Below are 24,312 nucleotides of genomic sequence, written 5' to 3'. Positions count from 1 at the left end.
CATCCTTTTTGTTAATTCTCAGAAGCAGCATCTTTTTTCTTTTCATCTTGTTTTTTCTGCTGTTCTTGCTGCTTCTTAGCATCAGCTTCTTTTTTCTTCGCGTCAGCTTCCGCTTTCTTCTTTGCCTCGGCTTCCGCTTTTGCTTTTGCATCAGCGGCACGTTTTGCATCTTCTGCTTCTTTTTTCTTCGCGTCAGTATCTGCTTTTTCTTTAGCTTGCTCTTGTTGTTTCTGTTGTTCGTCTTTCTTTTTTGCTTCTTCTTCTTTCTTCTTCTTCGCTTCGGCTTTTTTCTTCGCTTCTTCCGCCTTTTTCTTCTTATCTTCTTCTTTGAAACGACCGCTGTTCTTGAAGTCATTTGCTGTGACAGAAGACGGTTGCGTAAAGCGAGCGCCCGATTTGAAGTAGCTGCTGTTTGCGCCATACGTCGCATTCGCCATCTGTGACCAGAGATTCTGTGTCCGTTGGTAATACGTCGTTGGTCCAATCAGCGAGTTATTTTGGTCATGCCCTGTCCAAACGGCAAGCGTTACACCTGGTGTCGAACCAACGAGGTAGGAGTCCTTGACATCATTGGTCGTACCCGTTTTACCAGCCCAGTCGCCAGGTACATTCAAACGTGATTTAGCAAATGTAGCTGTACCTTTCGTAAAGACGCCGCGCATCATATCGAGCGTCAAGTAGGCAGTACGTGGTTCGTAAATCCGCTTTTTCTTTGGTTTCGCCTTGTAAATATCTTTGCCATCTTTCGTGATTTTCGAGATGACATACGGTTGAACGAATTCACCGTAGTTCGCAAGTGTTGCGTATGCGCCGGCAAGTTCAACTGGTGTGATTTCCATCGTTCCGAGTGCCGCAGAAGGGGCATAACGGATTGCATCCGGTACGGAAACGCCCATGTCGACTAGTTTCTGAATCGAGTTCGACATGTTCATTTTCTCATAAATCTTAACGGCCGGAACGTTCAATGACAATTCAAGTGCTGTACGGACTGTGACGTTACCACGGTAACGTCCACCTTCGTTTTTAATCGGAGTATCACCAGGTTGCCGCGGTACGGTCTGGTAGTAGTACTCTTCATCATTGACAGTCGATGCCGGAGTGATTAAGCGGTTTTCAATCCCGTTCGAATAAACGAGAATCGGTTTTGCTGTCGATCCGATTTGACGTTTAGCCTGGAAGGCGCGGTTGAAGTCATCCGCTTTTCCGTCCATATACCGTCCGCCGACAAATCCAAGAATACGACCTGTCTCATTTTGAACCATGACGGCTGCAGTCTCTTCCGGGTCTTGCTTTGAAACCGTCTTTTTCGTTTTTGGATCGACGACTTGTTTGTACTGCATGGTACCCGGGAAGTTTGCATTATTTTTTGCAGGTTGTTGCATCGCTTCATGAATTTTTTTATCAAGCGTCAGATGTACCTTATACCCACCCTGACGAAGCGCAACGAGTGCTTGATCTTGATAGTTTGCGCGAACTTCTGCTAGCTCAGATGGCTTGACTTCATCTTCCTTGACGCCATCTTGTTTCATGAAATACTTCGTCATGATTTTTAAGGCTTCGCGTTCTGCCAAATCATAGACGTACGGATACGTATCGCGTGAACGTTTTGATTGTTTTGCAAAATCTTTTGTAATATCGTGCTTGATTGCTTTTTCGTATTGCTCTTTCGTAATGTTCTTCGCTACATACATCCGCTTCAGAACCGTTTTCATCCGGTTGACACTTGGCGTCAAGTCTTTTTTGACGACGCCACCTTGGAGGTACGGTGTGTAGTAATAGGGGTTCTTCGGAATCCCGGCAAGGAAAGCAGCTTGTGGTAACGTCAGCTTTTTCGCCGATTTGTTGAAGACACCACGTGATGCGGCTTCGATCCCAGCGATATTACGACCGAGTGAATTCCGACCAAATGAGACAACGTTCAAATATGCCTGTAGAATCTCATCTTTTGACATTGCGTTTTCTAGACGCAAGGCTAAAATGATTTCTTTTGCTTTCCGCTCGAATGAAACTTCATTCGTCAGAATCTGGTTTTTAATTAATTGCTGTGTCAGCGTACTTCCGCCTGTGCGGGAGGCTGAATTCGTCAGTTCCTGCAGAACGGCACGTAATGTTGCTTTTGGAACGACGCCATCATGTTGGTAGAAATCTACATCCTCCGTTGATAAAAGGGCGTCGACAAGATATGGTGAAATATCCTTGATGTCGACCGGCTGACGTTCTTCATCAGTAGAGATGTTCGTCAGTTTTTCACCACTACCCCAGTAAATTTGACTCGTGACGGCGTAGCTGTTGACTTGTTGTTTCATCTCAGTCAATGGTGGTGCTTTTGTGTCCTTGACGAGCGAAGCGAAATAGCCGCCCGCTGCACCGACAGAAAAACTACCAACGAGTAAGACTGCTATGATGAGGAACAAAATGATGTTCCATGAAACATCATATGTGATATTTGACCAGTGCCGAACGGCTTTCGTTCGGGGGTGATTCCAAAACTTGGACCAGTTCTCGCGCATAAATGATCTCCTTTGCATCTTAAACTTGGGTGTAAATTAATATTAAATCACAGATAGACGTATTATACCATAAATCCACCAGTGAAATCGGACTTGACAGTGGATTCGCCTTCGACGTATCATGAAACCATCTTATTTTCATATCTTACGTTAAACTGAGATCGGAATACAGTAGTAAGTCACTCCCTGTGACAGAGACCTAGTGGTGCTGCGAACTAGGACACAGTGACCTTATGAATTACGCTTCCGGGAGTTTCCTGAGAAATCAGGCGGTCCGTCCCGTTATCGACGAACCAAGTGGTCCTTTTCTATGAAGGACAATCAGGGTGGTACCACGGAATCTTCCGTCCCTTCGTTTTATACGAAGGGACGGTTTTTTTTGTAAAAGTGAACTTTAGGAGGAGACAACAATGACGTTATTAGAGGATTTAGAATTCCGCGGATTGATTAATCAAATGACGGATGAAGAAGGACTGAAGACATTACTTGAGACACCAACGACACTATACACAGGCTTCGATCCGACAGCGGATTCGCTTCACATCGGACACTTGTTACCGATTTTAGTCTTGAAACGATTCCAGCAAGCAGGTCACCATGTCGTCGGTCTCGTCGGTGGGGCGACGGGAATGATTGGCGACCCAAGTGGTCGGGCGACGGAACGTTCACTGAACACATCAGACATCGTCGAAGAGTTTGCGAACCGGATCAAAGATCAACTATCTCGTTTCTTACCACTGGAAGGAGAGAACCCGGTCACGATTGCCAATAACCTGGACTGGACGAAAGATTTGACAATCATCGATTTCTTACGCGATATCGGAAAACACTTCCCGGTCAGCTACATGCTTGCGAAGGACTCGGTTGATTCGCGCCTTCAAAACGGGATCTCATTCACAGAGTTCTCCTACATGCTGCTTCAATCGTTTGACTTCTTAAAACTCTACGAAGATCAAGGATGCCGTCTCCAAGTCGGAGGTAGTGACCAGTGGGGGAACATCACAGCAGGGATGGAGCTGATCCGTCGCGCCGGTCATGAAGAAAAAGCATTCGGCTTGACAGTACCGCTCGTTACAAAAGCAGACGGTCAAAAATTTGGTAAGACAGCAGGTGGGGCAGTTTGGTTAGATGCTGACAAAACGTCACCGTACGAATTCTACCAGTTCTGGTTCAACGTCGACGATCTCGACGTCATCAAGTTCTTGAAATACTTCACGTTCCTGACGCACGAAGAACTCGATGCACTCGCAGAAGAAGTCAAAGCAGCACCAGAGAAGCGTGTCGCACAACGTCGCCTTGCAGAAGAGATGACGGTTCTCGTTCACGGTGAAGAAGGTCTGACACAAGCACAGCGCATCACGACGGCACTCTTTAGTGGCGATATTAAATCGTTGCAAGTCGAAGATATCGAAGATGCGTTCAAAGGAATGCCACGCTTTACGCTCGGGGAATCGAAGAATCTCGTCGACGTGCTCGTTGAGGCAAAAATCAGCCCGTCCAAACGTCAGGCACGTGAAGACGTCACGAACGGCGCGATCTACCTGAACGGAGAACGCGAGCAAGACTTAACGAAAGAAATCACAGCAGCAGATGCGATTGGTCGCTTTACGATCGTACGTCGCGGAAAGAAAAAATACTTCGTCGTCGAGCATGCTGGATGATATACGAAACGCTCCCTGTATCATGAACAGGGAGCGTTTTTTTCAAGCGGTCCGGAATAAACGGAGTGGCAACAAACGAACGGCAATCGTCGTTGCGATGACTGCTTTGATCGTATCCCATAGGACAAACGGATAGTTGATTGCAAAGGCATCTTTAAATGACAAATCGAGTACAGCCATCAGACCGAATGTTCCAAGCAGATAGACTAAACCAAGTCCAAAGACAATCATCCCGATGAATAAGGGAACAAAACGACGTGTTTTTTCAGCGACGAGACCGATGAAGAATCCGGCAATCGGAAAGGCGATTAAATAACCAACGGTTGGTCCGACGAACGGAGCAAGTCCACCTTTTCCGCCGAGAACGGGTAGACCAGCTGCTGCAAGCAATAAGAAGATCAAAACAGCAAGCCCACCGCGTTTTCCGCCGAGGATCGCACTGACCGTCATGATCGCGAGCATCTGCAGCGTGATCGGTACGGCGCCGACGAGTTGCATTTGCGGCAAAGAGCTGACGGCTGCGATGATGGCAGCACCAAGGGCGATAAATGTTAAATCTCTTGTTTTCATGAATGAAGTCCTCTTTTCTATTTGTGTTAACTATGTATATTTAAAGGTTAACACAACGAGACGTCGAACGTCACTCTTTTTTAGGACCAGGTACAAAAAAAGCACCCACCGAAGTGGGTGCTGGAACAATCGATTAACGTGAGTAGTACTCGACGACGAGTTGTTCTTGGATTTGATCGTTCAATTCAGAACGCTCAGGAAGACGGACGAATGATCCTTCGAGCTTCTCAGCATCGAAAGTAACGAAGTCTTTAGTTGCTGGAGCAACTTCGAGTGCTTCTTTGATAACGACGAAGTTCTTCGATTTTTCGCGAACTGAAATCGTTTGACCTGGTTTCACGCGGAATGATGGGATATCAACGCGTTTGCCATCAACTTGGATGTGACCGTGGTTGACGAGCTGACGAGCAGCGCGACGTGTACGAGCCATACCCATACGGTAAACGAGGTTATCAAGACGTGCTTCGAGTAAGAACATGAAGTTCTCACCGTGGATACCAGGCATTTTGCCAGCATCGTTGAAGATACGGTTGAATTGGCGTTCGTTTACTCCGTACATGTGACGAAGTGTTTGCTTCGCTTGAAGTTGAAGACCGTACTCAGATACTTTACGACGGCTGTTACCGTGTTGACCTGGTGCGTAAGGGCGTTTTGCGATTTCTTTTCCTGTTTCAGTAAGTGAGATACCGAGACGACGTGAGAGTTTCCAAGCTGGACCTGTATAGCGAGCCATAATAAGACTCCTCCTTATTGTTCGTTATTATTTGCATAAAAATAATAACGCCATCAAACCCACATTACGCCCATTTCATGATGTGGCACCCTCGCTTGATAGCAAAGTTACACGATGCCCCTCCGGTTATTCACCGAGTCATGAAATGTGATACGTAAGCGATTTGACCGCTATCGTTATCATTTCTGCACTTTTACAAGTATACGGTCTGCACCATCGACTGTCAATCAGAATTAAAGATGGCGAAGCAATGTCTCGCAGAAAGCTTCAAGACCGGCTTGGTCGATTTCATCAAAACGATTGAATTCCGGGCTGTCGATATCAAGCACACCGATCGTTTGACCATCTTTAACAAGCGGAACGACGATTTCTGAATTGGAAGCTGCATCACACGCGATGTGTCCTGGGAACTGATGCACGTCTTCGATGCGTTGCGTCGTTTGTTCCGCTGCGGACGTTCCGCAGACACCGCGACCGAATGGGATACGAACACATGCTGGAAGACCTTGGAACGGTCCGAGAACAAGTTGGTTTTGTTCTGTATCCGTCAGATAGAAACCGACCCAGTTGATGCGGTCGAGGAACTGGTTGAGTAACGCGCTTGCATTCGACAAGTTCGCAACCTGATTGTCTTCTCCCATTAATAAGGCATCGAGTTGTTTTGAAAGCATGTCATATTGTTTCGTCCGGTCACCTTCGTAAGTCTTTGTTTCGAACATAATAGAGATTCCTCCCGTGGAAAGCGTATTTTTTTTAGTTTACCGAGTTTTTCTGTGACTGACAAACAATTGATTTTTGGAAAAAGGATTCAAAAGAGCGGAAGAAATCAGGAAAAGCCCTTGTAAATCTATGCAAAACGGTTGCGCTATACTATTATAAGGATAAGATTATTGCGATTTAGAGAAAAATCTGAAGTCGCAGGACAGAGTGGAGGTCGTGACAAATGTGGGCATGGGTGATCGGAGTCATCGTCATCGTATTACTCGTCATGCTATTCAGCATGGTCAGTCGAAAAAAATACTACACGAAAATCGATGAACTTGATATGCGTAAACAAGGCATCGTCAGTGCATCGATTCCAAAGGAGTTGCAGGACTTAAAGCAACTACCGATGGCGGGTGAGACGGAGACGAAGTTCAGCTCCTGGCATCAAGCGTGGGAAGAGTTGTTAACGGTCCACGTCGCCCAAATCGATGAAACCCTTTACCGGGCAGAAGAAGCGCTTGATAAATATCGTTTCATCGCCGTCAAGAATGACCTCGAAATAACGGAACAATTGATTGCTGAACTCGAAGGACTGATCGATGAGATGCTCGTCGAGATGTCGACGTTCAAAACGAATCAGTCGGTGTTAGCGGAACTGAAGGCGCAAGGCGAATCCGATGCAGGTCAGGTTCGAAAGTCGCTATTGATTCAAGCGACCTCGTTTGGTCCGGCACTTGCGCGTCTTGAAGAACGGAGTGAACAGATCGATGCGCACTGGAATGAGATGTGCCAGTACGAAGCTTCAGGTGAAGTGACGAAGGCGTATGAAACAAGTTTATTACTCGAGCAGGAAGTAGCGGCGACACGGCAACTCGTTGAACTCGTACCGAAGCAATGGAAGATTCTCGCACATGAATTACGTCAACGGATTGATCAGCTGGGTGCCGGATATAAGGAAATGTCTCTTGATGGGTACCCGCTTGAACCGCTCGGTCTCCAGTCAGAAATCAAACGGTTCGAGGAACAGCGTTTGAGTCTTTCGGAAAAAATCGAGATGCTTGAAGTCGACGGTTTGGAAGAGGCGATTCAACAGTTATCTGCAGATGTCGATCAAATGTACGATACGTTCCGCCGCGAGGTCGATGCGCGTCATCAAGTGAAAAAAGAAAACCAATTCTTGAAACAAAAAGCGTTACGGATGCGGGAACGGATTCATCAATTAGCACAGGAGTTCAGTATCCTGCGTGAGAAGTATGAAATCTCGGCGGATCTTGGCGTACACTATGAAGCGATTCAGCGGGACGAGGAATTGTTGTTCGAGGCGGCTAAGGATCTTGATGAATCCATCGCCGGAAAAATCATTCCGTTCAGTATGCTCGAAGATCAAATGCGCGATGCGATTCGCTTAGAGGAACAGTTGATGATTCAGTACGAACGCTTTACGGTCGAACTTCAAGCCCTTCGAAAAGAAGAGACAGAAGTTCGCGAACGGATCGTCGAATGGCGTCATCAGCTTTCGCAAACGCGTCTTCGCTTGAAGCGACTCGGTCTACCGAATTTACCGTCGGAAGTCGATGAAGCGCTTCGCAATGCGAATCGTTCGCTTCAAACGCTTGAGACACGATTAGAAGAGCTACCGTTTAATGTCCGATCGATCGTTGCTCAAAGCCAAGATGTCCAAGAAACGTTTAAACATGTGCAAGAACGGTTAGATACATTAGTGTTCGAAGTCACGTATGCAGAACGCCTCGTTCAGTATGCGAACCGGTACCGTCGCCACGACAATGAAATACATATGTCGCTGACGATCGCGGAAACCAAGTTCTTAGCGGGCGACTATGAACGAACGATTGTCTTAGCGGAACGTGTCCTAAATGAATACGATCCGGCCGCGATCGAACGCATCAAACGGTCGTGTGTACCAGAAGAAACATTGCACGCTTAAATCAGGATCGACAATTCAGGGTGACCGACATGGTCACCCTATTTTTGTAAAAAGAGGAGTGAGTAGAGTGGGTACATTATACGTAAACGGATTAATTCGGACGATGGCACATGAAGAGGATGTCCATTCAGCGATGTTCGTCGAGGAGACACGCATCATCGCGATGGGGGAAGAAGGAAAATTACGCCGGCGCTTCGGCAGACGGATCGATCGGATTCAAGACTTGAACGGAAAAGCCGTATATCCGGCCTTTACAGATGCACATATTCACTTAATCGGATACGGAGAAGCCATCAATCGCGTCGATGCTTCGCGTTATGCGACGCTTGAAGCGTTAGGGGAAGCTTTTCTCAAAGCAGAACCGATCAATGGGATTCATGTGGCGGAAGGGTATGACGAAACGAAACTCGATCGTGCACCGACAAAAGCATGGCTGAACCAGTTGTTCCCCGATGCACCTGCCCTATTGAAACGGACAGACCGTCATACAGCACTCGTTAACGATGTTTTGTTCCAACAGCTCGGATACAAAGCATCGACTGTCATGGAAGGCGGGAAAATCGGCTTGGCAGGTAACGGCGAAGCTGACGGATTCCTATATGATGCAGCGCTGGAACCTTTATATGCGTTACAGGCCGGAAACTTGGAACGAAATAAATCATCGCTCCGGTCAGCAATCAAGAATCTATACCAATACGGGATCATTGCGGCACACACGGAAGACCTGTCGTATCACGGAGATGTTGCGGAAATCCTCCAAGCCTATAAGGAAGTGACAGAAGAGACGGGCTTCCGTACGCATCTGCTCGTGCACCATCTTGTCATCGACGAGTTCGTGCAACAACAGCCTACCTTACCGGAGACGATGTCAATCGGTGCGATGAAACTGTTCGTCGACGGTGCACTCGGAGGGCGAACCGCTCTTCTCGGTCGCGGCTATTCCGATGATCCGACGACACGCGGTATCGAAGTGCATACACCGGAACAACTGGAGCAGCTCGTTAAACGAGCGCGCAGTTACGGGTTTACGGTTGCGGCCCATGTCATCGGTGATTTAGCGATTGAACGATTCGTCCAAGTGCTTGAGAAATATCCAGCGCCAAAAGGAAAGCGGGATCGCATCATTCATGCGACGGTCGTCCGTCCGGAGACACTTGCCCGGATTCGTAAGCTGCCGGTCCTGATTGACGTTCAACCGGTCTTTTTATTAGATGATGCCGACTTCATCGTCGATCGACTCGGTTTGAACCGTTTAGACTGGAGTTATCGTTTACGTTCACTGGCAGAAACTGGCGCATTATTGTGCGGCGGGGCGGATGCGCCGATCTCTGATCCCGATGTCCGACGTTCCCTGTACGCTGCGACGGAAGGGACCGCGGGACGTGTCAATAAAATGAATGAAACGTTATCGATGTACGAAGCACTGTTACTCTTTACGAAAAATCCGCATCTTGCGACGGAGACCCATGGACGCAAAGGCTTACTCCTGCCGGGCTATGATGCCGACTTCGTCATCTTTGAAGAAGACTTCTATCGCTTGCGTGGCGAAGCCATCTTGAATAACCGGTTGGTCGAGACGATCCAAGCCGGCAAAACCGTTTATCAGGCGGAAGCAGCCTTAGTGTGATGCTTGCGTATAGTGCGAAATCGCTTTTGAATAGAAAGAGGACAGTCCAGGGGCATAGGCCTCGTAATAAGCGCGAAACCGTTCGTCGGACACATACATCTGACCGAGTGATGCAAAGATGGATAATTCACATGGATAATAATGCGTATCGATGAAGTCATGTTGTTCTTTGACGATTTGTTGAACGGCTGGATCCGTCGTCACGCGCCCATCGCGGTAGAGGGTCGTCAGGCGTCGGTCGAGCTGTTTGTGCATGGTACTCAGTTGTTCTTTTTCATTCGGCGTACGTTGTTGTTGTCTTGTTGCATTGATCCGGTAAGCGTCAGTATCGCCGTAGTATTGCTCGACTTCCTCTGTATGCTGCTGTTCATGCAGGACGATTTCTTCGTGACGTAAACCGCGGAATAGTTGTTCGTCTTTCATCGGAGTCCCTCCTTTAAAAGTTAAAAGTGTCTGTTCAGCGAGTTGAGCAAGCATCCGGTAATGCGCAGCTTGTTCGTGAAGCAGTTCAATTTGGTTTTTCAGTGTCGCTTGATGATTGGAATCAGATTGTGTGAGTAACGTTTGGATTTCTGACAGTGGAAAATCAAGTGCACGATAGAGCAGAATCTGTTGTAACCGTAACAGATTTTCCCTGCTGTAACACCGATGACCGGTAGCCGTGCGTTGCGGCACGAGTAAACCGACTGTTTCGTAATGATATAATGTTCGTTTCGTGACACCGGTGAGTGTGGCAATTTCCTGAGTGGAATAAGTCATCTGTATTCCTCCTTTGATTGGAGTATAAGGGGTGACGTAACGAAAGACGCAATAAAAAAATCTGCCCCAAAGAGGCAGATTTTTTTATTGTCATAAGAAGGAACGTTGAATCTTATGCCAAAATGTATTGTTCGTCAATTTAACGGTTTTAAGTTCTTTTTCAGAAAGCTGAATATCGACAGAATCCGTTCGTGTCAGGCTGAGTGCTTCGTTATCCATCCCGATGATCGGATAGTCGTTCCCATCTTCAATGATACGTAATGAGAGTTTACGTCCGCGGTTCAGTAAGAAAGCAGAACCAAGCGTCCGGTATCGGTTGTTGTTGACGGAAGCAATCTCGCTGACTTGAAGACAGTGGATCAACGGATCGACGATCGCACCAGAGAGTGACTTATTATAAGCCGTAGAGCCCGTCGGTGTTGAGATGACCATTCCATCCCCGCGGAAGGTCTCAAAGAGGAAGTCATCGATATAGACTTCGATTGCAAGTGATTTGATGATGCTCGACTTCACGGAACATTCGTTTAGACAAAGCATCGGTGGTCCACCGTTAATCGATGCTTCCAGTAATGGATAACGACGGACTTCGATTTCACCATCCGAGACACGGTTGCCCGTCTCTTTAAAAATCGCTTCGACAGCGGAAAGGTCATTGATATCGAAATCGCAGTAGAAGGAATTTGGTCCTTCGGCGAATCCGACGTAGATTGCATCATCACGGAAGCCGGTGAAACGTGCAGCTTGTAGAAATGCTCCGTCTCCACCAATCGAGACGATGATGTTTGCTTTCTTATGATCTTGAACGACGTTCAGTCCATATCGAGTACCGACATCGATCAACTTTCTTACCTGCGTCTCGTGTTTTTGTGTATTTCGGTAATACAGGTAGACATTATTACGAGCCATGGTCAATTCCCCCTTGAAAGCGTTTCATGAACTCTTTCATTATACCTGTTTTTTAAGAGGAGGTGTACTGAAGACCATGAATTATAGCAGAATGCTTGCCATCTTCTCGGATCATTCCTATAGTTAAATAGAAAATACAGTATATCCGATCAGGGGAAAAGGGGAAATTACATGGCTACATTCAAAGGAAATCCAATCACACTTCAAGGTACAGCGGTTCAAGTCGGACAAACAGCACCTGACTTTCAAGTACTCGCAAATGATTTATCACCCGTAACACGCGATACATATCAAGGCGTTCGAATCATCAGTGTCGTTCCATCGATCGATACTGGCGTATGTGATGCGCAGACACGTAAGTTCAACGAAGAGGCAGCAACAATCGAGGGTGTGACGGTCATGACGATCTCAAACGATCTTCCGTTCGCTCAACGTCGTTGGTGTGCATCAAGCGGTCTTGATCAAGTCGTAACGTTGTCTGATCACCGTGATCTTTCATTCGGTACACAGTATGGTGTAGCAATCGAAGAATTACGTTTACTTGCTCGTTCTGTCTTCGTCCTTAATTCGAACAACGAAATCACGTATGTCGAATACCTCGAAGAATCGACAGACGAAGTCAATTTCGAAGCAGCACTCGCTGCAGCACGTGAAGCAAAGTAAGAATGGTTTACAAACGCCGCTGAAGCGTTACAATGGAACTAATGATAGAAACGGCTCCCGCTATACGGGGGGCCGTTTCGTTTTGGAGAGGATGACGTACATGGAGCCGTTAGAAAAGTTATATAAGGAATTAACACGTCAAACAAAACAAATCGAACGTGATCTCGATATGCCGTATTTAGAAGCGTTGACGACAGTGATTGATCGACTGAATAATCGTCACACAGAAAATGTAGATAAAGAAGTGATTCGAAAGGCAGTATCTCTCGCTATTCTCGAAGGGATGAAGCAAGCGCAACCGAACCATTTACCGACTCCGGATAGCGTCGCTTTGTTTGCCGGTTATCTAATCGGGAAATTGGTAGGTAAGGAGGATGTCCGTCTGCTGGAGTTAGGGAGTGGAACGGGTGGCATGCTGCATGCTGTTTTAAGTCAGTTGTCAACAGGTACCTCTGCAGAAGCAGTCGAGGTGGATGAGACGTTGATCCGCTTATCGGCAGCAGTGACGGAATTACTCGATTACCCTGTTACGTATACGCATCAAGATGCGTTACGTCCATTGTTGCTAGACCCGGTCGATCTTGCAATGGCTGATCTTCCTGTCGGATATTATCCAGACGAGGAGGCGGCTTCTTCTTACATCTTGAAACGGGACGAAGGGATGAGCTATAGTCATTTCTTGTTGATCGAGCAGGCGATGCAATACGTTAAGCCGGGTGGATTCGGTGTCTTCGTCATTCCGAATGGTCTGTTCCAACACGATACGGAAGGAAAGTTGAAACAGTACTTTGAATCAAAAGCGCATGTCGTCGGAATCTTGCAGTTACCACTCACGATGTTCAAGCAGGAACAAGCCGCTAAAAGTTATTTGATCATCCGGAATCATTTAGCAGGAATGAAGATGCCGAAACAAGCATTACTTGCTGAGTTGCCGTCCTTCACGGATGCCCGCTCGTTTGGCGGAATGGTGAAACAGATTGATGAATGGATTAACACAGAATTAAAATGAATTACGCAAAGTGATTGAAATCTGTCGTTAATTTGACTATTCTAGTTGTAGAACAGAAATAGAAGAAAACCTAAACAGATGTGAATGTTCATTGGATTCAAATGGAAAAGGGGAAAAATCATGGCAAAAATTATGGCGGTAAACGCAGGTAGTTCGTCTTTGAAGTTCCAATTGCTCGAAATGCCGAACGAAACGATGATTGCAGTCGGACTCGTGGAACGTGTCGGTAAAGACGATGCAATCTTTACGATTAAATATGGTGAAGGACAGAAGTATACAGATGTTCTCCCACTTGCTACACATAAAGAAGCAGTCGAGTTATCACTCGAAAAATTGATGGAGTTCGGAATCATCTCGTCTTATGATGAGATTAAAGGTGTCGGACATCGTGTTCTTCATGGTAAAGAAAAATATGCTGACTCTGTATTGATCACAGACGAAGTCATGCAGGATATCGAGTCGTATACAGAACTCGGACCACTTCACATTCCACCAAACTTGATCGGCATCCGGGCATTCCAAGCATTGCTCCCAGAAGTACCACAAGTAGCGGTCTTCGATACAGCATTCCACCAAACGATGCCGGAAGAAAACTTCCTTTACAGCTTGCCGTATGATTACTATACAGAATACGGTATCCGTAAATACGGTTTCCACGGTACGAGTCACAAATACGTGACGGAACGTGCATCTGAATTACTCGGTCGTCCATTAAAAGACCTCCGTTTGATCTCATGTCACTTAGGTAGCGGAGCATCGATCGCAGCAGTTTCTGGTGGCGAATCGATCGATACGACGATGGGCTTCACACCGCTTGAAGGGATCACGATGGGAACACGTTCTGGTTCGCTTGACCCAGCCTTGATTCCATTCTTGATGGAGAAAACAGGCAAAACAGCAGAAGACGTCTTAAATGTCATGAACAAAGAGTCTGGAATTTACGGTTTATCAGGTCTCTCAAGTGACTTGCGTGATGTTCAAACGGCTGCTAAAGAAGGAAACCACCGTTCAGAGATGGCGCTCCGTATCTTCGCGAACCGTATCCACGGTTACATTGGGCAATATGCTGCTGAGATGAATGGTGTCGATGCGATCATCTTCACAGCTGGTGTCGGGGAAAACTCAGATTCAATCCGTGAGCGTGTCTTACGTGGTCTCGAATTCATGGGCGTTTACTGGGATCCATCACTCAACAACGGAGCTCGTGGAGAAGAACTCTTCATTAACTATCCACACTCACCGGTCAAAGTTATCATCATTCCAACGAATGAAGAATTGATGATTGCACGTGATACAGTCCGCGTTGGTGGATTGGTTGCTCAAAACGCATAATTTTTAAGGAGGGACCGAATCGTTCGGATAACGATTCGGTCTTTTTTTTGTAGGAGAAACGAAGAAGATAAAATAAGAACGTTCGTTCTATTGTTACACGGTTTGTCATATAACAAAAAATAAAACGTCATTATTGTAAAATCGGACGTCAAAAAGGAGAAATTTTTAAAAAAATGAGTCCTTTGTAATACAAAAGTAATAGTACGGTCATATTTTTGTGGTCTATATGTAACGGCACTGCCCTGTTTTGTCATGTATATTAATCTCAGTTAACAAACACGGAACAATGATGGAGGAGAAAATACATGATGAAACGAATGCTCGCAAGTGTTTTAACGGTCGTGTTAGCACTCAGCTCGTTCGCTGGTCTTCAAGCGGAAGCCGCAACTAAGAAAAACGTCAAGTCATCAGTCAATAGCCTAGTCATTCGCCAAAAAGCTACGACATCTTCAAAAAAACTTGGTCTCTTATACAAAAATCAAACATTGCCATATAAAGCAAAAACAGGCAACTGGTATAAAGTAAGCTATAAAGGAAAAACAGCTTATCTCAGCGCAAGCTACTCGAAAGTCGTAACGTCAAGCGGATCGAAAAAACAATCGACGGGTGGTTGGAAGACAATCACGAATGTCAGTGCAACAGCATACACACCGTATGATCCAGGTAGTGGTAACCTGACGGCAATCGGTTGGAACATCAAGAGTTCTAAAAAGAAAGTCGTTGCGGTAGATCCACGTGTCATTCCGCTTCGTTCGACAGTCAAAGTGTATTACAAAGGGAAATTGAAAGGGACGTATACAGCTGCTGATACAGGCGGTGCCATCAAAGGGAAAAAGATGGACATCCTTTACTATTCCCGTTCAGAAGCATTCAACTGGGGACGCCGTACAGTCACAGTGAAATATAAATGAGTTCAATCCATCGGACATTGGTTCGATGGATTTTTTTAAGAAGACATCAAAAAACCGATCTTCCTGAAGGTAAAGGAAGGTCGGCCTTTTGATAGAAGAGTGATTCATAAACGAACGATCAAGACATCACATTTTGCATATCGTGTAATACTTTCGGAAACACTGCCGATGAAGAAACGTTCGACAGCATTTAAGCCGGTCGCACCACAGATGATCAAATCAGCATCGTGATTAGGAGCGAGTTTTTTTGCAATCGTGACTTTTGGTGAACCGTATTCAATCGCAACTTCGACTTCCTGTACACCGCGATCCTGCGCGGTCTTGACGTATTCGTCTAGCAATTCCTTCGCATAAGATTCAGCACGTTCCGTAATGGTGCGGTCGTAAGCCTCTACTGTTGCGAACGTTCGAGTATCGATGACGTGGGCAATGATCAATTTCGCATCATTTCGTAATGAAACATCGATTGCCGTTTCGAATGCGCGTTCCGCTTCTTTTGAGCCATCTACTGCTACGAGTACATTGTGATAGACGATTGCCATGGTGAATCCATCCCTTCGTAAACGATATGATGAGTACATCCTAATTATACCATTCTCTAATTGGTAATGGATGAAACATTCGTCGAGTTCTAAAAATTGTCCTTCCTTTCCGTTCCGTCGTAAGATGGAGTCAGTGAAAGGGGGCGATGCCAAGATGAGGCACGCGTTAATTACAGCAGGTACAAAAGGACTGGGAGAGCGAGTGACTCGCCAGTTACTAGAAGAAGGTTGGAAAGTGACGGCATTCCATCGTTCTGAACCCGAATTTACACATCCGAATCTCGTAACGATTCAAGCGGATGTAACGAAGCAAGAGGAATTGGAACGCGCAACCCGACAAGCGATTGACGAACACGGTCGAATTGATGCGTTGATACTTAATGCAGGACCCTATATTTTTGAACGGAAAGCATTGGTGGATTATACCGATCAGGAATGGAACGAAGTCATCACGGGAAATCTGACTGCAAGTTTCTGGCTGTTACGTCAAGTATTACCCGTCATGCGCAAGCAAGCATATGGGCGGGTCATTACGTACGGATTCCCGGAAAGTGCGACAGCACCCGGATGGGTATGCCGGGCAGCATTCGCTGCTGCTAAAAGCGGGATGGTGAGTTTGACGAAGAGTGTAGCGCTTGAAGAAGCGGAACATGGCATCACGGTCAACATGGTCAATCCTGGTAACATCGTCGGAGAAAATAAGACAAAACGGATTTCTGAAGCGGAAGCGGATGAGGCGACACCGGTCGGTCGATCGGGCGTCGGGGAAGATATTGCACGAGCGATTTCCTTCTTGCTCGCAGAAGAATCAAGTATGATCACAGGGGCGATTCTTGATGTGACGGGTGGCGTCAATGTCGTACACCAATCGCGCAAATGAACATGAAAAACACCTAAGCTAGTCGATAGCTTAGGTGTTTTTTCTTATCGTAACCGGCTTAAGAGGACGGAATCGATTGAAGGTGTTTTGGTGTGCGTGTCAACGCAACAGGACCTTCAGCAGTAAGGTGAATATCATCTTCGATTCGGACGCCGCCAACTCCGGGGACGTAGATGCCCGGTTCGAGTGTGTAGACGATCCCGGCTTCAGCCGTCAGTAAGTTGTTTGACGCGAGGGACGGGAATTCATGCACCTCGATGCCGAGTCCGTGACCGACACGGTGCGAGAAGTACTTCCCGTAGCCAGCTTCGGTGATGACATCGCGTGCTGCTTTATCTAGCGAACCGAGTGTCGTACCGATTTGACTTGCTTCTGTCGCGGCTTCGAGTGCGCGACGGACCGTTTCGTAGATTGTTTTCTGCTCTTCGCTCGCTTCACCGTAAATGAAGGTCCGTGTAATGTCTGAGCAGTAACCTTTCCAGACGACACCGAGGTCGAATAAGACGAAGTCACCTTCTTGGATGACGCGATCGCCAGGTACACCGTGCGGATCCGCGCTGTTTGCACCGAACAGGACAAGTGTATCGAATGACATCTCGCGGACGCCTTTTTTCTTCATTTCATATTCAATCTTCGCGATGACTTCCATTTCTGTGATACCGGGACGAATGGTCTGTTTCCCAATCTCGACCGCTTCGTCCGCAAGTGCTGCTGCTTCCTGAAGGATCGCGATCTCTTCCGGTGTTTTCTTCAGGCGCAGGGCTTGTAATGATTCACCGATATCAAGAATTGCTGCATTCTCGAGTCGTGAACTGAGCTCTTGGTAGCGACCGAACGTCATATGCTCACCTTCGATACCGATTCGGTTATTCGAGTGTTCGAAAGTCTGGAATAATTCAGCAAGGCGATCAAATGGATTTTCGTGGTCCTCATACGTCACGACGTCCCCTTCCCAAGGGCTCGCTTCGACGATGCTTGCTTCAAGTGCAGGACAGAATAAGGCTTGTTTCCCTGTCGTGTCCACGAGAACGGCCATGACACGTTCATGGGGTTCGGCATATACGCCTGAAAAATAAAAGACGTTGGCTTTAGAGGTCACGACAGCTAAATCGATCCCTTTCTCCTTCAGGAAATGACTGATTTGATTCGTACGTTCGTTCATGTATAACTCCACCTTTCTGTTCCGTTTTCTACATAAGTATACCATCGTCCGGATTGAAAAACATTTCTCGCAAATCAGACTAGTACACGTTTCCATCTTTAGAGTAGTACAGTATAATGACAGGAGAGTAGAAAAAAGGAAAAGAAGGGATACAGTATGCCTACGAAACACGAACAGATCATTCGACATATCGAAGATCTTGATGTCGGAACGAAGATCTCTGTCCGACAAATCGCGAAGGATTTGACCGTATCCGAAGGAACGGCCTATCGCGCCATCAAGGAAGCAGAAAATCTAGGCTTCGTATCGACGATTGAACGAGTCGGCACGATTCGGATTAAGAAGAAACAGAAGGAAAATATCGAGAAATTAACGTTCGCTGAAGTCGTCAACATCGTCGATGGTCAGGTACTCGGGGGACGAAATGGTCTGCATAAGACGTTGACGAAATTCGTCATCGGAGCAATGAAGCTTGAGGCGATGATGCGTTATATTGATGTCGATAGCCTTGTCATCATTGGAAACCGTGAAAAAGCACATGAACTCGTACTTGAAGCAGGGGCGGCCGTATTGATTACGGGAGGGTTCGATACGACGGAGGATGCGAAACGATTGGCAGATGAGATGGAGCTCCCGATCATCTCGACATCTTATGATACGTTTACGGTCGCAACGATGATTAACCGGGCGATTTATGACCGGTTGATCAAAAAAGAAATCTTGCTCGTTTCCGATATCTTAATCCCGTTACATGATACATTCTATCTGCAAACGACGGATCCGATTTCACGGTGGCACGAGTTGAATGAACAGACGAAACACAATCGTTATCCGGTCATCGATGAACAAATGAAGGTCGTTGGAGTCGTTACGGCGAAAGACATCATTGACCGTCCGCATGACTGGGCTGTCGAAAAAGTCATGACGCGTCATCCGATCACGGTCGGTATCCGGACAAGTGTCACCAATTCCGCGCATCAGATGGTATGGGAAGGGATCGAGATGTTACCGGTCATTGACCAGTATGGTCGATTGCTCGGGATCATCAGTCGTCAAGATGTCTTAAAAGCGTTGCAACTCGCGAATCGTCAACCGCAGGTCGGGGAGACGTTCGACGATTTGATCACGGGACAAATCAAGTCAGCAGAAGATGAAAGAGGACCTTATCTGTCGCTTGAAGTCTCACCGCAGATGACGAACTTCATGGGAACGGCCTCTAGCGGTGTATTGACGACCCTACTTGTCGAGGGCGCAACACGGATGCTGCGCCACATGAAAAAAGGTGATCTTGTCATTGAGAACGTCAGCATCTATTTCATTAAACCTGTTCAAATCGAGAGTACGGTAACGATTCGAGCCAATGTCTTTGACGTCGGTCGGAAATTCGGGAAGGTCGATGTCGAGATGTACCAAGGGACACAAATCGTAGCGAAGGCGCTCGTGACGTCCCAACTCATTGATCGTTAAATGAATACAAAAAGAACCGAAGTCAATTGACTTCGGTTCCTCTGAATCTAGCTTAGGATTGCTCCATCTCGCGAACGACATACGGATAAATCTTTTTGTACCGGATGAACCCGGCGATGAATGAAGCAACGCCAACGATGATTAAAACGGAACAGACGATTTTTCCAACGAGTGTCGTTAATCCGTTCCCGGAAACGAATTGGTTGACCGCGAACAAAATGACGAACAGACTCAACCAAATACTCGCTTGCGTATTAAATAGGTATTTTCGATTCGTGCTTTTCGTATGGAACGCGCGGCGTTTGGCTAATAAATACCCACCAAGCGAGAAAACGATGAGGGCGATGAGGATGAATTGCATGTGAAAAGAACCTCCTTTTTGTCTTCATCTCATATCATATCAAGATTAGAGGAGCTGTGCACAGTGAAAGAGCAAATCAAACAAATGATTGAAGCAGCGAAGACGATCATCATTCACCGCCATGAACGACCGGATCCCGATGCTCTCGGCAGTCAGTTCGGCTTACAATTGACGTTGCAACATCAATTTCCGGAAAAGACTATTTTGTCGGCAGGAGAAATGGCGGTATCGCTTTCCTTCATGGGTGAGCTCGATCAAGTGGAGGACGCTGTATACAAAGAAGCGCTAGTCGTGATCCTCGATACGGCGAACCAAGCACGGATTGACGGGAAGGTCGCAATGACAGGTAAAGAGATCATTAAAATCGATCATCATCCGGACGAAGATCCCTATGCGGCTGTGCAACTGGTCGATACGACGATGAGTTCAACATCGGAACTACTCGTTCATGTATTGAACGAATGGGGATACACTATTCCGACAGCTGCTGCGATTCAATTTTATGCCGGGATCGTTGGTGATACAGGGCGCTTCCAGTTCCGTGGCACGACCAAACGAACTTTTGAAGTCGCGGCACAACTGATTGATTCTGGTATTGATACGGACTGGCTATACCGGAATATGTACGAGACGGAACTGACGGCACTTCATTTACAAGGGTATGTCTTGCAACACATCCAACTGACTGAACACGGCGTCGGCTATGTCGTCCTGACTCAAGAGACACTCAAGCAGTTCGGGGCGACCGTGGAACAAGCTTCATTACTCGTAAATAGTTTTGCCGGTTTGAAAGGCATGAAATGTTGGGCATTGTTCCTTGAAACTGATCAGGAAGTCCGCGTCCGGATCCGCTCAAAAGGACCAGTCATCAACGAAGTCGCAAAAGAATTCCACGGTGGTGGACACCCGATGGCATCCGGAGCAACGATTTATCAGCTAGCAGAAGTCGACGATGTCATCCATCGGTTGAACGAGGTCGCTGCTGACTTCCAGTTTTAAATGGAAAAAAGGCTGCTCGATCTCATTCCTCTGGAGAGGAAGCGGAGCGAACAGCCTTTTTACGCTTACTTCGTTTTTGTTTCATCTTGCGGAATGAACCAAACGCCACGATCTGTATGGTCTTCAATGACATTCAGTTGAAGTTCAGCAACAGACTTGCGAATTTTCTCAGCGATTTCTTCGGTTTCTGTAAAAGCGGTAACACCGAGTTTCAATTGTTCAACCTTTTCACGTGCGATTTGACTGCGATTGAGAATCATGAGAAATGCTCCTTCCGTACACGTCATGATATTTCTATACTTATTGTAGCGAATAATAAATCAGATGGCGAGTACTTGAGTGAGTTAGATATGAATGTTCTGAAAACTTTTTGTAGCTTTTTCATTTAGAAGAGAAAGGAGACTGAGGATGCATTTAAATGTTCGAACACAATACAGCCCGTTGCAGAGTTTAATCCGACTGGATCGTTACCTAGATGAGTTAGTGCGCCGTCAAATGAAACGGGCCATCATCTGTGAGACGACTTTGACGGGGGTTCCGGCGTTCATCGACGCCTGTAACAGCCGGAGTCTGCAGCCGGTCGTTGGCTGGGAACAACGGCTCGAGGAAGAAGAACTCTCTATTTTATGGTTTGCTTATTCGTCGGATGGATTACAGCAACTGTACCGATTGGCGAGCCATCAGCTTGTGACCGATACTTCGGGACTGATAGCCGTCCTCTTTCCTCTCCGGCAAGCGTCAGAAGATACCGCGCGTTTGCGTCGTTCCGTCGTTCAATGGATGGGTCGAGCGACGGGGGCTGACACATACCTCGGCGTAACATCGAGTCGCTCGACGGTCGGGCGAGAGAGCCGGATGCGTTACAGGGAAGTAGCGGCTTCTCTTGGTATAGAGACAGTCCCGGTGGATCCGGTTCGTTATTTACGCCGTGATGAGGCACCAGCGTTTCAGGCAATCCAAGCAATTCGTGAAGCGACGACGTTCCAAGATCAAAAGACGGACCGGCTGATGCATTTGAAGACACGTGAGGAGCTACTGGAAGACTTCACGGAACGCGAAATTGCGATGGCGGAGAAGTTCGGGGATACGTCAGTTCCGTTGGTATTACCGGTCCAGCATCGTTCGTTGCCCCGAGTCGCAGAGGATTCAAATGCGGTGTTACGACAGTTGGCTGAAGAAGGCCTGCTTGCGCACGGTCACGAAAATACACCGGCGAAAGAGCGGCTAGCCTATGAGTTATCCGTCATCGAAAAAACAGGCTTTGCCGACTATTTTTTGATCGTTGAAGAACTCGTGCGTAACGCAAAGGCAAAAGGAATTCAGGTTGGTCCGGGACGCGGTTCTGCAGCAGGATCCCTCGTCAGTTATGCGCTCGGTATCACGACAGTCGATCCATTGAAGTACGGCTTGCTGTTCGAACGATTTTTGAATCCGGAGCGGATATCCATGCCGGATATCGACATTGATATCGAAGATGAACGGCGCGAGGAAGTACTGGAGGAATTAGTTGCGCGATATGGAAAAGACCATGTTGCCCAAATCGGTACGTTGTCGACACTGGGTGCGAAAGCGGCACTTCGGGATGTCGGTCGAACGTTGGAATTTTCCAAGGATGAACTGGATGCCGCGGTCAAACAGCTCGGGAAATCAACGACCTTACAAGGAATCGAGCAAAACAAGCAGACCTATCGCTGGTTTTCTGGAAGTGAAAAGCGACGACAGTTACTGCAACTCGCCCAAGCTGTCGAAGGGTTGCCGAGACAACGTTCGGTGCATGCGGCTGGCGTTGTTATCGGGTCCGAACAGCTGGTCGAGACAACACCGGTCGAGTCGGGACCAAATGAACGGTATGTCACGCAATTTCTGATGCAGGCACTAGAGCGCCAAGGGTTATTGAAGATTGATTTACTCGGTCTGCGGAATTTGAGCCGGTTACGTCGGATGGAAGAGTTGATTCGGCGAGAACATCCTTCCTTTACGCTGGCGCAGATACCGGAAGAGGATCGGGCTACATTTCACGTCTTCGCGCGTGCAGAAACCGACGATATCTTCCAATTCGAATCTACCGGAATGAAGCAGACGTTGCGTGAGGTGAAACCAAGCCGATTCGAGGATTTGGTCGCGACGATGTCGCTCTATCGACCGGGACCGATGAAATTCATTGATCTGTATGCGAAACGAAAGGCGGGACAACCGTATCAGATGATACACCCGGTACTTGAAGAGGTGCTTGCGCCAACATACGGCATCATCGTCTATCAGGAACAGGTCATGGAAATCACACGGCGTGTAGCCGGTTTTACACTGGCGCAAGCGGACCTTCTACGACGAGCGATTTCGAAAAAAAGTACGGATTCCTTGGAACAAGAGCGCGTTCGTTTCCTTAAAGGCGCAAGCACGAACGGATTCGATGAAACGATCGCCCATTCACTCTATGAGCAAATCGAGCGATTCGCCGGATATGGGTTTAACCGGAGTCACGCGGTAGCTTATTCTAAAATCAGTTATGCGCTCGGTTACATCAAAGCGCATTTTCCGCAGATTTTTCTACTCGTCTCCGTCGATCAGCCGGAACGCCTCGTTCGACTGATGCGTGAACGACGTCTTCCCATCTTGCCGCCCGACATCTGGATTTCAGATTACCGTTCTTCGTTAGAAGGTAAAGGCATTCGACTGGGGATTCATGTCATCAAAGGAATTTCCGAACGCGAGTTTGAGCGGTTAAAAGAAGCCTCGAAGCATGCGGCGACGATTGCTGATCTATTGACGCAAGTCGGTTGGGGCAAGAAAGAACGCGCAAAAATCGAACTATTGCTCTATAGTGGTGCATTTGATCGTGCGACACACGGAGACCGCGGGCTTGCTGAACAAGAGGTGCTCGAGTATTTCACGGCGTCATCGAACACCTTATTGCCGGATGAATTAGCGATTCTCGGGAAACGTCGGACGCAAAAGTCTTCCAATCGAAGCGATTCCGACTGGGCACGGCTCGAACGAGAATCACTCGGATTCTGGTTGACGTATTCGCCATTAACGACAGCGATGAAATCACCAATCGCGTCTGCCTACTTTCATGACCTCGGAGTCGGAGTAGATACGCATTATTTAGTCTGCTATATTGATCAACTCCGGGAATTTAAGACGAAACGTGGTCAAACGATGGCTGTCATTCAGGCAGTCGACGGTTATTCGAATGAAGAGGTCGTCGTCTTCCCGAGTCAATATGAACGTTTCCGACGGTCACTGTATTTAGGGAATGTGTTGTTAATTGAATTAAAGGTTCAAGATCGCGAAGGGGAGCGTCAATTCATATTGGAACGCCTCCGTCCACTCGGTCAGGACGTCCTATTCGTCAAATTGGATTCTAAGAATGAATTAGCCGCACTCGAGCAAATGTTGGAGTCCGTGCCGGGGGATATCCCGGTCGTCGTTCGTTACGCTGATTCGCGTGAGACGAAGACGCTTCCGTCATTATATGCCGTCCGTCACGATGAAGAATTGTTGGCCCGCTTGCGAATGACGTTCGGGGAAGAGCATGTCATCCTGAAAAATGTCCCCCGCTCAAACTAG

21 protein-coding genes and 1 other annotated feature are annotated in these 24,312 nt (G+C 47.2%); of the genes, 11 read left to right on the top strand and 10 right to left on the bottom strand.

The features are described 5' to 3' along the window. Nucleotides 1-11 precede the first annotated feature (11 nt). Nucleotides 12-2,510 (bottom strand): transglycosylase domain-containing protein, encoded by a 2,499-nt coding sequence (locus ACRPK8_RS01020; protein ID WP_432236524.1) that lies wholly within the window; start codon nucleotides 2,508-2,510, stop codon nucleotides 12-14. Between the two features lie 148 nt (nucleotides 2,511-2,658). After that, nucleotides 2,659-2,865 (top strand) — a binding site (T-box leader). Nucleotides 2,866-2,920: 55 nt separating this feature from the next. On the opposite strand from ACRPK8_RS01020, the gene tyrS reads away from it, so the two are divergent. Continuing rightward, a complete protein-coding gene (tyrS, locus tag ACRPK8_RS01015; protein WP_432236523.1) occupies nucleotides 2,921-4,171 on the top strand; it encodes a tyrosine--tRNA ligase in 1,251 nt (416 codons plus the stop codon). Between the two features lie 42 nt (nucleotides 4,172-4,213). On the opposite strand, the gene ACRPK8_RS01010 is transcribed toward tyrS, so the two are convergent. The 3 genes from ACRPK8_RS01010 to ACRPK8_RS01000 form a co-directional block, all read right to left on the bottom strand. Continuing rightward, nucleotides 4,214-4,741: a biotin transporter BioY gene (locus tag ACRPK8_RS01010; RefSeq protein ID WP_432236522.1), complete on the bottom strand. Its 528-nt coding sequence runs from the start codon at nucleotides 4,739-4,741 to the stop codon at nucleotides 4,214-4,216. A 133-nt stretch (nucleotides 4,742-4,874) separates the two neighbouring features. Further along, nucleotides 4,875-5,474 carry a 30S ribosomal protein S4 gene (gene rpsD, locus ACRPK8_RS01005; RefSeq protein ID WP_432236521.1) on the bottom strand — a complete coding sequence of 200 codons (600 nt, stop codon included), beginning with the start codon at nucleotides 5,472-5,474 and terminating at the stop codon, nucleotides 4,875-4,877. 233 nt (nucleotides 5,475-5,707) lie between these two features. Next, a complete protein-coding gene (locus ACRPK8_RS01000) occupies nucleotides 5,708-6,193 on the bottom strand; it encodes a GAF domain-containing protein (protein WP_432236520.1) in 486 nt (161 codons plus the stop codon). A gap of 224 nt (nucleotides 6,194-6,417) precedes the next feature. On the opposite strand from ACRPK8_RS01000, the gene ezrA reads away from it, so the two are divergent. Continuing rightward, nucleotides 6,418-8,124 carry a septation ring formation regulator EzrA gene (gene ezrA / locus ACRPK8_RS00995; RefSeq protein ID WP_432236519.1) on the top strand — a complete coding sequence of 569 codons (1,707 nt, stop codon included), beginning with the start codon at nucleotides 6,418-6,420 and terminating at the stop codon, nucleotides 8,122-8,124. Between the two features lie 67 nt (nucleotides 8,125-8,191). Beyond that, complete coding sequence (locus tag ACRPK8_RS00990; protein ID WP_432236518.1) at nucleotides 8,192-9,751, top strand: amidohydrolase; 1,560 nt, start codon at nucleotides 8,192-8,194, stop codon at nucleotides 9,749-9,751. On the opposite strand, the gene ACRPK8_RS00985 is transcribed toward ACRPK8_RS00990, so the two are convergent. Further along, entirely contained in the window at nucleotides 9,743-10,510 is a 768-nt protein-coding gene (locus ACRPK8_RS00985; RefSeq protein WP_432236517.1) for a MerR family transcriptional regulator, read from the bottom strand. The two genes, ACRPK8_RS00990 and ACRPK8_RS00985, sit on opposite strands and share 9 nt — an antisense overlap. A gap of 90 nt (nucleotides 10,511-10,600) precedes the next feature. After that, entirely contained in the window at nucleotides 10,601-11,416 is an 816-nt protein-coding gene (locus tag ACRPK8_RS00980) for an NAD kinase (protein ID WP_432236516.1), read from the bottom strand. Between the two features lie 171 nt (nucleotides 11,417-11,587). Between ACRPK8_RS00980 and tpx the strand changes: the two genes are divergently transcribed. The 4 genes from tpx to ACRPK8_RS00960 all read left to right on the top strand — a co-directional run bounded on the left by tpx (nucleotide 11,588) and on the right by ACRPK8_RS00960 (nucleotide 15,331). After that, complete coding sequence (gene tpx, locus ACRPK8_RS00975) at nucleotides 11,588-12,079, top strand: thiol peroxidase (RefSeq protein ID WP_432236515.1); 492 nt, start codon at nucleotides 11,588-11,590, stop codon at nucleotides 12,077-12,079. A 100-nt stretch (nucleotides 12,080-12,179) separates the two neighbouring features. Beyond that, on the top strand, nucleotides 12,180-13,088 hold the full coding sequence (locus ACRPK8_RS00970) for a class I SAM-dependent methyltransferase (RefSeq protein ID WP_432236514.1): 909 nt from the start codon (nucleotides 12,180-12,182) through the stop codon (nucleotides 13,086-13,088). Between the two features lie 120 nt (nucleotides 13,089-13,208). Further along, the gene (locus ACRPK8_RS00965) at nucleotides 13,209-14,420 is read left to right on the top strand and encodes an acetate kinase (protein ID WP_432236513.1); all 1,212 of its coding nucleotides are present in this window, start codon (nucleotides 13,209-13,211) and stop codon (nucleotides 14,418-14,420) included. Between the two features lie 305 nt (nucleotides 14,421-14,725). After that, a complete protein-coding gene (locus ACRPK8_RS00960) occupies nucleotides 14,726-15,331 on the top strand; it encodes a 3D domain-containing protein (RefSeq protein ID WP_432236512.1) in 606 nt (201 codons plus the stop codon). Between the two features lie 104 nt (nucleotides 15,332-15,435). On the opposite strand, the gene ACRPK8_RS00955 is transcribed toward ACRPK8_RS00960, so the two are convergent. After that, nucleotides 15,436-15,873, bottom strand: coding sequence for a universal stress protein (locus ACRPK8_RS00955; RefSeq protein ID WP_029342342.1), 438 nt, complete (start codon nucleotides 15,871-15,873; stop codon nucleotides 15,436-15,438). A 154-nt stretch (nucleotides 15,874-16,027) separates the two neighbouring features. Here ACRPK8_RS00955 and ACRPK8_RS00950 point away from each other — a divergent pair, with 154 nt between their 5' ends. Continuing rightward, complete coding sequence (locus ACRPK8_RS00950) at nucleotides 16,028-16,753, top strand: SDR family oxidoreductase (RefSeq protein WP_432236511.1); 726 nt, start codon at nucleotides 16,028-16,030, stop codon at nucleotides 16,751-16,753. Nucleotides 16,754-16,811: 58 nt separating this feature from the next. Here the strand turns inward: ACRPK8_RS00950 and ACRPK8_RS00945 are convergent, their stop codons facing one another. After that, the gene (locus ACRPK8_RS00945) at nucleotides 16,812-17,915 is read right to left on the bottom strand and encodes a M24 family metallopeptidase (RefSeq protein ID WP_432236510.1); all 1,104 of its coding nucleotides are present in this window, start codon (nucleotides 17,913-17,915) and stop codon (nucleotides 16,812-16,814) included. 156 nt (nucleotides 17,916-18,071) lie between these two features. On the opposite strand from ACRPK8_RS00945, the gene ACRPK8_RS00940 reads away from it, so the two are divergent. Beyond that, nucleotides 18,072-19,382, top strand: coding sequence for a DRTGG domain-containing protein (locus tag ACRPK8_RS00940; RefSeq protein WP_432236509.1), 1,311 nt, complete (start codon nucleotides 18,072-18,074; stop codon nucleotides 19,380-19,382). A gap of 52 nt (nucleotides 19,383-19,434) precedes the next feature. Here the strand turns inward: ACRPK8_RS00940 and ACRPK8_RS00935 are convergent, their stop codons facing one another. Beyond that, nucleotides 19,435-19,743, bottom strand: coding sequence for a YtpI family protein (locus tag ACRPK8_RS00935; protein WP_050677658.1), 309 nt, complete (start codon nucleotides 19,741-19,743; stop codon nucleotides 19,435-19,437). Nucleotides 19,744-19,806: 63 nt separating this feature from the next. On the opposite strand from ACRPK8_RS00935, the gene ACRPK8_RS00930 reads away from it, so the two are divergent. Beyond that, entirely contained in the window at nucleotides 19,807-20,742 is a 936-nt protein-coding gene (locus ACRPK8_RS00930; RefSeq protein ID WP_432236508.1) for a DHH family phosphoesterase, read from the top strand. 65 nt (nucleotides 20,743-20,807) lie between these two features. On the opposite strand, the gene ACRPK8_RS00925 is transcribed toward ACRPK8_RS00930, so the two are convergent. Next, nucleotides 20,808-21,002, bottom strand: a complete 195-nt coding sequence (locus ACRPK8_RS00925) for a hypothetical protein (RefSeq protein ID WP_294740417.1) — start codon at nucleotides 21,000-21,002, stop codon at nucleotides 20,808-20,810. A gap of 148 nt (nucleotides 21,003-21,150) precedes the next feature. Here ACRPK8_RS00925 and dnaE point away from each other — a divergent pair, with 148 nt between their 5' ends. After that, on the top strand, nucleotides 21,151-24,312 hold the full coding sequence (gene dnaE, locus ACRPK8_RS00920) for a DNA polymerase III subunit alpha (RefSeq protein ID WP_432236507.1): 3,162 nt from the start codon (nucleotides 21,151-21,153) through the stop codon (nucleotides 24,310-24,312).

It is taken from the genome of Exiguobacterium sp. TDN 0502, assembly GCF_050846835.1.
Taxonomy (GTDB): domain Bacteria; phylum Bacillota; class Bacilli; order Exiguobacteriales; family Exiguobacteriaceae; genus Exiguobacterium_A.
Note: the sequence above shows the minus strand (reverse complement) of the source record. Positions and strands in the feature narration are given on the sequence as shown.

Bases quoted from the DNA above. Each gene is read 5' to 3' on its own strand.
- ACRPK8_RS00970 (WP_432236514.1), top strand. From the start codon at position 12,180: ATGGAGCCGTTAGAAAAGTTATATAAGGAATTAACACGTCAAACAAAA.
- ACRPK8_RS01000 (WP_432236520.1), bottom strand. From the start codon at position 6,193: ATGTTCGAAACAAAGACTTACGAAGGTGACCGGACGAAACAATATGAC.
- ACRPK8_RS00960 (WP_432236512.1), top strand. From the start codon at position 14,726: ATGATGAAACGAATGCTCGCAAGTGTTTTAACGGTCGTGTTAGCACTC.
- rpsD (WP_432236521.1), bottom strand. From the start codon at position 5,474: ATGGCTCGCTATACAGGTCCAGCTTGGAAACTCTCACGTCGTCTCGGT.
- ACRPK8_RS00965 (WP_432236513.1), top strand. From the start codon at position 13,209: ATGGCAAAAATTATGGCGGTAAACGCAGGTAGTTCGTCTTTGAAGTTC.
- ACRPK8_RS00980 (WP_432236516.1), bottom strand. From the start codon at position 11,416: ATGGCTCGTAATAATGTCTACCTGTATTACCGAAATACACAAAAACAC.
- tpx (WP_432236515.1), top strand. From the start codon at position 11,588: ATGGCTACATTCAAAGGAAATCCAATCACACTTCAAGGTACAGCGGTT.
- ACRPK8_RS01020 (WP_432236524.1), bottom strand. From the start codon at position 2,510: ATGCGCGAGAACTGGTCCAAGTTTTGGAATCACCCCCGAACGAAAGCC.
- ACRPK8_RS00985 (WP_432236517.1), bottom strand. From the start codon at position 10,510: ATGACTTATTCCACTCAGGAAATTGCCACACTCACCGGTGTCACGAAA.
- tyrS (WP_432236523.1), top strand. From the start codon at position 2,921: ATGACGTTATTAGAGGATTTAGAATTCCGCGGATTGATTAATCAAATG.
- ezrA (WP_432236519.1), top strand. From the start codon at position 6,418: ATGTGGGCATGGGTGATCGGAGTCATCGTCATCGTATTACTCGTCATG.
- ACRPK8_RS00950 (WP_432236511.1), top strand. From the start codon at position 16,028: ATGAGGCACGCGTTAATTACAGCAGGTACAAAAGGACTGGGAGAGCGA.
- ACRPK8_RS00955 (WP_029342342.1), bottom strand. From the start codon at position 15,873: ATGGCAATCGTCTATCACAATGTACTCGTAGCAGTAGATGGCTCAAAA.
- ACRPK8_RS00945 (WP_432236510.1), bottom strand. From the start codon at position 17,915: ATGAACGAACGTACGAATCAAATCAGTCATTTCCTGAAGGAGAAAGGG.
- ACRPK8_RS01010 (WP_432236522.1), bottom strand. From the start codon at position 4,741: ATGAAAACAAGAGATTTAACATTTATCGCCCTTGGTGCTGCCATCATC.
- ACRPK8_RS00925 (WP_294740417.1), bottom strand. From the start codon at position 21,002: ATGATTCTCAATCGCAGTCAAATCGCACGTGAAAAGGTTGAACAATTG.
- dnaE (WP_432236507.1), top strand. From the start codon at position 21,151: ATGCATTTAAATGTTCGAACACAATACAGCCCGTTGCAGAGTTTAATC.
- ACRPK8_RS00935 (WP_050677658.1), bottom strand. From the start codon at position 19,743: ATGCAATTCATCCTCATCGCCCTCATCGTTTTCTCGCTTGGTGGGTAT.
- ACRPK8_RS00940 (WP_432236509.1), top strand. From the start codon at position 18,072: ATGCCTACGAAACACGAACAGATCATTCGACATATCGAAGATCTTGAT.